General features: G+C 70.3%; 8 protein-coding genes. 4 read left to right on the forward strand and 4 right to left on the reverse strand.

Annotated elements, in window-relative coordinates:
* Positions 1-474 (reverse strand): endonuclease NucS (gene nucS / locus VOI19_RS08905; protein WP_323792611.1); only part of this gene is annotated, 474 nt, incomplete at its 3' end.
* Between the two features lie 32 nt (positions 475-506).
* Here nucS and VOI19_RS08910 point away from each other — a divergent pair.
* The 3 genes from VOI19_RS08910 (at position 507) to VOI19_RS08920 (ending at position 4,231) form a co-directional block, all read left to right on the forward strand.
* Entirely contained in the window at positions 507-1,013 is a 507-nt protein-coding gene (locus VOI19_RS08910; protein WP_323792612.1) for a GNAT family N-acetyltransferase, read from the forward strand.
* 67 nt (positions 1,014-1,080) lie between these two features.
* On the forward strand, positions 1,081-2,886 hold the full coding sequence (locus VOI19_RS08915; protein WP_323792613.1) for a 3-hydroxybutyryl-CoA dehydrogenase: 1,806 nt from the start codon (positions 1,081-1,083) through the stop codon (positions 2,884-2,886).
* Positions 2,887-2,941: 55 nt separating this feature from the next.
* Positions 2,942-4,231 (forward strand): uracil-xanthine permease family protein, encoded by a 1,290-nt coding sequence (locus VOI19_RS08920; RefSeq protein ID WP_323792614.1) that lies wholly within the window; start codon positions 2,942-2,944, stop codon positions 4,229-4,231.
* A gap of 7 nt (positions 4,232-4,238) precedes the next feature.
* Here VOI19_RS08920 and VOI19_RS08925 read toward each other — a convergent pair whose 3' ends face one another.
* Positions 4,239-4,775: a CGNR zinc finger domain-containing protein gene (locus VOI19_RS08925; protein ID WP_323792615.1), complete on the reverse strand. Its 537-nt coding sequence runs from the start codon at positions 4,773-4,775 to the stop codon at positions 4,239-4,241.
* 38 nt (positions 4,776-4,813) lie between these two features.
* On the opposite strand from VOI19_RS08925, the gene VOI19_RS08930 reads away from it, so the two are divergent.
* Positions 4,814-5,788, forward strand: coding sequence for a DMT family transporter (locus VOI19_RS08930; protein ID WP_323792616.1), 975 nt, complete (start codon positions 4,814-4,816; stop codon positions 5,786-5,788).
* 19 nt (positions 5,789-5,807) lie between these two features.
* Here the strand turns inward: VOI19_RS08930 and VOI19_RS08935 are convergent, their stop codons facing one another.
* Entirely contained in the window at positions 5,808-7,001 is a 1,194-nt protein-coding gene (locus tag VOI19_RS08935) for an AI-2E family transporter (protein ID WP_323792617.1), read from the reverse strand.
* Complete coding sequence (locus tag VOI19_RS08940; protein ID WP_323792618.1) at positions 6,998-8,281, reverse strand: hypothetical protein; 1,284 nt, start codon at positions 8,279-8,281, stop codon at positions 6,998-7,000. Before VOI19_RS08940 ends, VOI19_RS08935 begins: the two co-directional genes overlap by 4 nt.
* Between the last annotated feature and the right edge of the window lie 117 nt (positions 8,282-8,398).

Genomic DNA, 8,398 nt, shown 5'->3' on the forward strand with positions numbered 1-8,398 from the left:
GCCGCGTCGCTTGATCTCCACCGCGACGCTGGCGCCGGCGGCGTCGCGACACATCAGGTCGACCGGACCGATGGCCGTGGGGTACTCCCGTCGTACGAGGACCAGGCCGTCAGCCAGGCTCGCGGGATGCTCGGCCAGCAGCTCCTGGAGGTGCTTCTCGACGCCGTCCTTCTGCAGGCCCGGGTCGACGCCGAGGTCGTGGCTGGAGTCGCTGACGACCTCCTCGAGCAGGATGCGCAGGGTGTCGTCGGTCTTCGTCGACGTCACCGTCCACTCGACCTGTCCGTCGTCGGTGGTGCCCTCGCGAAGCGTGCAGGGCGGTGACATCCAGTTGAGGGGCTTGTAGGACCCTCCGTCGGAGTGCACGAGGACCGAGCCGTCGGCCTTGATCATCAACACCCGGGTGGCCATCGGCAGGTGGGCCGTCAGGCGTCCCGCGTAGTCGATCTGGCAGCGGGCGACGACGAGTCTCACGGACGGTGAATCTACCTCCCTAGGCTTCAGCCATGACCTCGGCCTCCATCCGCCTGGCCCGGCCCTCCGACCTGCGCCATCTCGCCGGCGTCGAGGACGCCGGTCTGGTGCTCTTCGAGGAACACTTCAATCGGACGCATGCCGCGCTGGCCTCGCCGGCACCGAGCGGGGGAGAGCGTGACCAGGCCGGGACGCTGCTGGTGGCGGACGTCGGTGGCGAGGTAGTCGGCTTCGCCCACCTGACCTTCGCCGACGATCGCGCGCACCTCGAGCAGGTGTCGGTGCTGCCGTCGTACGGGCGCCAGGGGATCGGCGCCGCGCTCGTGCGAGCGGTGATGTCCGAGGCCCGCGGGTCGGGCCACCGGGAGCTCTCGTTGTGCACGTTCGCCGACGTGCCCTGGAACGGGCCGTTCTACGGCACGCTCGGCTTCGTCGAGGTCGACGATCTCGAGCCCTTCCAGGTGCGGCTCCGCGAGCACGAGCGGGCCCTGGGTCTCGACGGGATCGGCCGTCGTGTGGTGATGCGGGCGCCGCTGTGACGGGCACAAGTTACCGACGAGTGAACATGGTGCAGGTGGGCCGCTCGCGCGTGGAATGATGCGCGCCATGAGTGTTGAGACCCCCGAGACCCCGGCCCGCAGCTTCACCACGATCGGCGTTGTCGGTCTCGGCACCATGGGTGCCGGGATCGCCGAGGTGTTCGCCCGCAACGGCTACGCCGTGATCGGTGTCGAGCTGAACGACGAGGGTGTGGAGCGCGGCCGCCAGCACCTGGCCAACTCGACCGGGCGTGCGGTCAAGCGCGAGAAGATGACCGAGGAGGAGCAGAACGACCTCCTGGGCAAGATCACGTTCACCACCGCCATCGAGGACCTCGCCTCTGCCGACCTCGTCGTCGAGGCGGTCGTGGAGTCGATGGAGACCAAGAAGGCGATCTTCCGCAGCCTCGACAAGATCGTTGGCCCCGACACCGTCCTGGCCACCAACACCTCCTCGCTCTCGGTCACCGAGCTGTCGACCGCGACGTCGGCCCCGGGCCGCGTCATCGGCGTCCACTTCTTCAACCCTGCGCCGGTCCAGAACCTCGTCGAGGTCGTGCGCACCGTGGTCACCGAGCCCTCCGTCCTCACCGACGTGCAGGCGCTCCTCGGCTCGCTGGGCAAGAGCCCCGTCGTGTGCGGCGACAAGGCCGGCTTCATCGCCAACACGCTGCTCTTCGGCTACCTCAACCACGCCGCCTCGATGTTCGAGGGTCGCTACGCCACGCGCGAGGACATCGACGCTGCCATGCGCTTCGGCTGCGGCTACCCGATGGGCCCGTTGGCGCTGCTCGACCTGATCGGCCTCGACACGGCCTACGAGATCCTCGAGACGATGTACCTCCAGGGTCGCGACCGGCTCCCCGCCCCGGCGCCGATCCTCAAGCAGATGGTCACCGCCGGCCTGCTCGGCCGCAAGACCGGTCGCGGGTTCTACACCTACGAGGCCCCCGACAGCTCCGCGATCGTCGCCGACGACAAGACGCCGTCGGCCGACGAGGCGCCGCAGCTCAAGCACGACATCAAGCAGGTCGGTGTCGTCGGCACCGGCACGATGGCTGCCGGCATCGCCGAGGTCTTCGCCAAGAGCGGCTACGACGTGCTCTACGTCGGTCGCTCGGCCGAGAAGGTCGAGGGCGTGCGGACGATCGTCACGAAGAACTTCGACAAGCAGATCCAGCGTGGCCGCGCGACCGAGGAGGCCAAGGCCGAGGTGCTCGCCCGGATGACCGGCACCACCTCGCTCGACGACCTCAAGGACGTCGACCTCGTCGTCGAGGCGATCGCCGAGGACCTCCAGATCAAGACGACCCTCTTCGAGAACCTCGACGAGATCTGCAAGCCCGGCGCGATCCTCGCCACGACGACGTCCTCGCTGCCCATCATCTCGATGGCGAAGGTGACGAGCCGGCCGCAGGACGTCATCGGCATGCACTTCTTCAACCCGGCCACGATCATGAAGCTCGTCGAGGTCGTCTCCACGGTCTCGACCGACGAGGCCGTCACCGAGACCACGCGCGCGCTATGCGCCAAGGTCGGCAAGGTCGCGGTCTCGTGCGGCGACCGCGCGGGCTTCATCGTCAACGCGCTGCTGTTCCCCTACCTCAACGACGCGGTCAAGATGCTCGAGGCGCACTACGCCACGGCCGACGACATCGACCTGGCCATGAAGCAGGGCTGTGCGCTGCCGATGGGCCCCTTCGAGCTGCTCGACGTGGTCGGCAACGACGTGTCGCTCGCCATCCAGCGCGAGCTCTACAAGGAGTTCCGCGAGCCCGGGTTCGCTCCGGCGCCGCTGCTCGAGCACCTGGTGACCGCCGGTTACCTGGGTCGCAAGACCACGCGCGGCTTCCGCGACTACTCGCGTCGCTGAGCCGACCCGACCGACCCTGGCCGACCCTGACCGACCCCGGAGACACTGAGACCTGATGAGCACGTGGTGGACCCTGCACCGGGACGGTCGCCCGGTCGACGGCGCGATCGTCGCGCCAGGCGAACGACTCACCTGGCCGCGCACGATCGGCCTCGGCGCCCAGCACGTGGTGGCGATGTTCGGGGCGACCTTCCTGGTGCCCCTGCTCACCGGGTTCCCGCCCACGGCGACCTTGTTCTTCTCCGGGGTCGGCACGCTGCTGTTCCTGGTGATCACCCGCAACCGGGTGCCGAGCTACCTCGGCTCGTCGTTCGCGTTCATCGCGCCGATCCAGGCCGCGGTCGCAACCGGGACGATGGGCAACGCCCTGTTCGGGGTGCTGGCCGTCGGCCTGACCCTGGCCTTGGTCGGAGCGGTGGTCACCCTCACCGGTGCGGGGTGGATCGACGCGTTGATGCCTCCGGTGGTCACCGGGGCGATCGTGGCGCTGATCGGGCTCAACCTGTCCGGCGCGGCGACGAGCAGCTTCGCCCTGTCGCCGGGGGTCGCAGCGGTCACCCTGGTGGTGCTGCTCCTCGTGGCCGTGGGGCTGCGCGGCATGGCGGCTCGCCTCTCGATCCTGCTGGGAGTCGTGGCGGGCTACGTCGCCGCGGCGATCGCCGGGGTCGTCGATCTCTCTCCGGTCGGCGAGGCTGCCTGGATCGGGGTGCCTGACTTCTTCGCCCCCGAACCCTCCTGGGCCGTGCTGCCGGCGTTCATCCCGGTCGTGCTCGTGCTCGTGGCCGAGAACGTCGGTCACGTGCGCACCGTCGCGCACCTGACGGGCGACGAGTCGATCAACGAGAGCACCGGCCGCGCGCTGCTGGCCGACGGGATCGCCACGACGCTGGCGGGTGCCGGCGGCGGCTCGGGCACCACGACGTACGGCGAGAACATCGGCGTGATGGCCGCGACCCGGGTCTACTCGACGGCCGCGTACGCCGTGGCGGGAGTCGTGGCGATCCTGCTCAGCCTGTCGCCCAAGTTCGGCGCCCTCGTCAACACGATCCCGTCCGGGGTGCTCGGGGGAGTGACGGTCGCGCTGTACGGCCTCATCGGGGTGATCGGGGTCAAGATCTGGATCGACAACGGCGTGGACTTCTCACGACCGGTCAACCAGCTCACCGCGGCGGTGGCACTGGTCATCGGCATCGGGGACCTCACCCTCGACCTCGACCCGGGCGGCGGCGAGGTGGTCGTGACCGGGATCGCCCTCGGCACCGTCGCAGCGCTGGTGGTCTTCCACTCGATGAGCGCGATCGAGCGTGCTCGCGGGGTGCGCGACCACGACCCCGCCCACTCCTGACGACGGCTCAGCTCTGGCTCTGTCGCGCGCGGTAGGCAGCGACGGCGTTGCGGTTGCCGCAGGTCGTCGAGCAGAAGCGCCGTGAGCGGTTGCGCGACAGGTCGAGCACCACGCCGTCGCAGTCGTCGTCGGCGCACCGGCCCAGGCGCGACATCTCGTCGGCGCGGATGACGTCGACCATCGCCATCGCCGTCTCCACGCGGATCCGCTTGGGCAGGGCCTCCTCGTAGGAGACCGCGTGGAGGTGCCAGTCGAACTCGTCGTGACGCATCAGCTGAGGCAGCGCCTGCTCGTCGAGCAGCATCTGGTTGACGATGCCCGCGGCCTCCTCGCGGTCAGCGAGCAGAAGGGTGCGGAGGTCTCCGCGCAGCGCGCGGACCGCCTCGAGCTCGGCGACGTCCGCGTCGTGGCGCCCGGAGTAGTCGTAGTCGGTGAAGATCTGCGCGAGCTCCGCGACGGTGGTCAGGGTGTCGGGTTCGAGGGCGGTGTTGGCCAGCACGGTGGCGGCCTGCAGAGCTAGCTCGACGTCATGACTGAAAACCATTTTGACAGATTACCGCAATCTCCTTAATGTCATGACTCATGAGCACGTTGACGAATGACGCCCCGGTGGCCCGGTTCGAGGGGAGCCGTGCCCGCTCGGGCCTGACGCTGGCTCTGGTGTCGGCGGTCTCCTTCGGTCTGGCCGGTGCCCTGGCGCGCCCCCTGCTCGACAACGGCTGGAGCCCGGGCGCCGTCGTCCTGGCGCGCATCGCGCTGGGGGCCCTGATCGTGGTCCCGTTCGGGATCCGCTCGCTGCGGGGCGACTGGGCTCCGGTGCGACGCAACGCGCGACTGATCGTCATGTACGGCGTGCTCGCGGTGGCCGGGGCGCAGTTCTGCTACTTCTCGGCCGTCTCCTACATGCAGGTCGCCCCGGCACTGCTCATCGAGTACACCGCACCCGTGGCGGTCGTGGTCTGGCTGTGGCTGCGCCACGGGCAGCGACCCGGACTCATCACCGTGGCCGGCGGCGCGCTCTGTGCCCTCGGACTGATCCTGGTGCTCGACCTGTTCTCCGGCGCCGGTGGACTGAGTCTGGCCGGGGTCCTGTGGGCGCTGGCCGCGATGGTCGGTCTCGCTGCCTACTTCGTGCTCGGCGCCGAGGACAGCACCGGACTCCCGCCCCTCGCGCTTGCCGCCGGTGGCCTCGTGGTCGGCGCCGTCGTCCTCGCAGGCCTCGGACTGGTCGGCCTGATGCCGGTCCGGGCGACGAGCGCGACAGCCCCGTACGCCGGGGTCGAGGTCGACTGGTGGGTGCCGCTCGCCGTGCTCGGTCTGGTCTCGGCAGCGATCGCCTACGTGACCGGGATCGGGGCCGCGCGTCAGCTCGGCTCGCGGCTGGCCTCGTTCGTCGCCCTGAGCGAGGTCGTCTGTGCGGTGGCCTGGGCCTGGCTGCTCCTCGGCGAGCTGCCCGGCGCGGTTCAGCTCGTCGGTGGAGTGCTGGTGCTGGTCGGGGTGGTCGGCGTCAAGCTCGGCGAGCCCGCCTCGGAGCACCCCGAGCCGGTCCCGGCCTGAGGGTCCGCGACACGACGCGCTAGCGCTGATCCTGACGCTTGACCACGACCTCGCGCATCACCAGCAGCACCGCCGCAGCGGTGGGGATGGCCAGCAGGGCTCCGACGACGCCGAGCAGCGCCGCACCGATGAGGGCTGCGATGACGGTCACCGCACCCGGGATGTCGACCGAGCGCTTCATGACGCGCGGGTAGATGACGTAGTTCTCCACCTGCTGGTAGACCACGTAGAAGATCGCGCAGATGATGCCGGTGCGGATGTCGGTCGCGAAGGCGATGGCCGTCACCAGCACGGCGCCGATCGTCGCCCCGATCATCGGGATGACGTCGAGCAGCGCCACGACGAACGCCAGCGCCACGGCGTACTCGCCGAGACCGATCGCGAACAGGAACACCAGCGACGACAGCCCCGCGGTGAGTCCGACGATGAAGGCTCCGGAGACGTAGCCGCCCACGTTGCGGAGCACACGGTCACCGAGCAGGGTGACCCGCTCGCGACGCGACGCGGGGGCGAGGTTGTAGAAGGCGTTCTTGGTCAGCTCGAGCGAGGCGAGGAAGTAGAGCGTCAGGACGACGACGATGAAGGCGTTGAAGAGCACCGAGAGCACTTTGAGGCCGAAGCCGAGCGCTCCGCCGAAGAGGCCGCTGACGAAGTCGCCGCCGGCGACGTAGTCCTTGATCTTCTCGATGACGCCGAACTCGTCGTTGAACTCCTGGACGCGCCGGTTCTCCTGCAGCTGGTCGAGCCAGTCGGGAACGTTGCCGCTGAGGGCGTTGACCTGCTCGGTGATGACGGGGGCGATCGCGACGACGAAGAGCACGACTGCGCCGAGGGCGGCCAGGATGACCGCCGTCAGCGCTCCGGGCCGGGGGAGGCCCCGGCGCTCGAGGAACTCCACGGCCGGGTTGAGGCCCGCGGCCAGGAAGAGCGCCACCACCACGAGCAGCAGCACCGAGGCGATGCTCGTGACGGCTTGGAAGAGGAACCACGCCAGGAAGACACCGAGGGCGCCGACGAAGCCGATGTAGAAGGGGTTGCGGCGTGAGAACGGCGCCCCGGGCTCGCCGAGGTCGTCGGTGACGACGAAGATGCCCACCGGCTCGTGCTCGAGCTGGTGGGGCACCTCGTCGGTGTCAGCGGTCGTGCCGGTCCCGGGAGCCGCGGCGGGGTCGACCCGGTCCGTCTGCTCGACGGGGTCCGGGTCGGGGCTCAACTCTCGTCCTCGGCGAATCCGGCGACGACGTCGCGGAGCGAGGCGAGCTGGGCGGTGATCGCGTCACGGCGCTTGACGAGTCGGTCGAGCTCGGCTTTGGTCGCGGCGATCTCGCGCTGAGCGGCGTCGTCGCCGGCGCTGGAGATCTGCTCGGCCTTGTGGTTGGCCGCGGCGACGATCTGCTCGGCCTCCCGGCGCGCGCGGTGGAGCAGCGCCTCGGACTCCGTGGCGGTGGCGGCACGGTTGGCGGTTGCCTGCTGCGTGGCGGCGGTGGCACGCTCCTCGGCGGCGGCCGCGCGCTGCTCGGCCTCCTCGACGAGCCGCTTGGTCTCGGCGACCGCGCTGTTGTGGTGGTCGGTGGCCTCGCGGGCCAGCCGCTCCTTCTCGACCGCCAGCGTGCGGCGGGCCTCCTGCACCTCGCGGTCGGCAGCGGCGCGGGCCTGCTCGACCTCGCGCTGGGCGCCGGTGCGCATCTCCGAGCTCTCCTGCTGAGCGGCCAGACGGATCTGGTCGGCCTCGCGCTTGGCCGAGGCGACGAGGTCGGAGGCCTCGCCCTCGGCGAGGTTGCGCTCCTGCTCGGCGTCGGCCACCATCCGCGAGCGCGTCTCGTCGAGCTCACGGAGCTGGACGACCTTCATGTCCTCGACCTCGCGGGCGGCGTCCGAACGGATCGCCCGGGCATCGCGCTCGGCCTGGGCGCGGATCTCGGAGGCGTCGCGCTGGGCCACCTCACGGATCTCGTCGGCCTCCTCCTCGGCGAGGCGGAGCATCGTGCTGGCCCGACCGCCGAGGCCGGCGTACGACGGGGTCTTGATCTCGGCGAGGTCCGACTTGGCCTGCTGCAGCGCCTCCTCGAGCTCGACGACGCGGGTCTCGGACTGGTTGAGGCTGGCGCTCAGGCCGGCCTTCTCGCCGCTGAGCTGGTGGACGCGGGCATCGACGGCGGCACGGTCGTAACCGTTGCGCCGTACGACGGGGAACGTGGAGGTTCCGGTGGAGCCTGACGCCTGGGGCGCGGAGGCCGCCGGGGCCGCCGTCGGGCGCTGGACCGAGGTCGCAGCCGGCGCGGAGGCCGACTGCCTACCCGGGGTGGCCGGCGGAAGGACCGGACGCTTCTGAGCGGCCGGCGCGGCGCCGGTCGACGGGGGAGCCGTCTGCTTGTCGATCACCGGAATGACCTGGGTCGACTCGGTGTCCGCGTCGACGTCGGCGCCGACAGGACGGTCACCGCTCTCGTCGGGATCCTGGTCGAAGATGGACAGGCCCTGGTCGGAGCTCATGCTGCGACACCCACTCTCACGTCGTCGTACGGACTGCGTCGGTGCCAGTCTGTCCGATGCCCGGGCCGGACGACACCCCGGCTCGCGGGCGGTCCGCCCCGCAGGGTGAGGGAAACG

It is taken from the genome of Nocardioides sp. (assembly GCF_034670285.1).
Taxonomy (GTDB): domain Bacteria; phylum Actinomycetota; class Actinomycetes; order Propionibacteriales; family Nocardioidaceae; genus Nocardioides.

Bases quoted from the DNA above. Each gene is read 5' to 3' on its own strand.
- VOI19_RS08930 (WP_323792616.1), top strand. From the start codon at position 4,814: ATGAGCACGTTGACGAATGACGCCCCGGTGGCCCGGTTCGAGGGGAGC.
- VOI19_RS08920 (WP_323792614.1), top strand. From the start codon at position 2,942: ATGAGCACGTGGTGGACCCTGCACCGGGACGGTCGCCCGGTCGACGGC.
- VOI19_RS08925 (WP_323792615.1), bottom strand. From the start codon at position 4,775: ATGGTTTTCAGTCATGACGTCGAGCTAGCTCTGCAGGCCGCCACCGTG.
- VOI19_RS08915 (WP_323792613.1), top strand. From the start codon at position 1,081: ATGAGTGTTGAGACCCCCGAGACCCCGGCCCGCAGCTTCACCACGATC.
- VOI19_RS08940 (WP_323792618.1), bottom strand. From the start codon at position 8,281: ATGAGCTCCGACCAGGGCCTGTCCATCTTCGACCAGGATCCCGACGAG.
- VOI19_RS08910 (WP_323792612.1), top strand. From the start codon at position 507: ATGACCTCGGCCTCCATCCGCCTGGCCCGGCCCTCCGACCTGCGCCAT.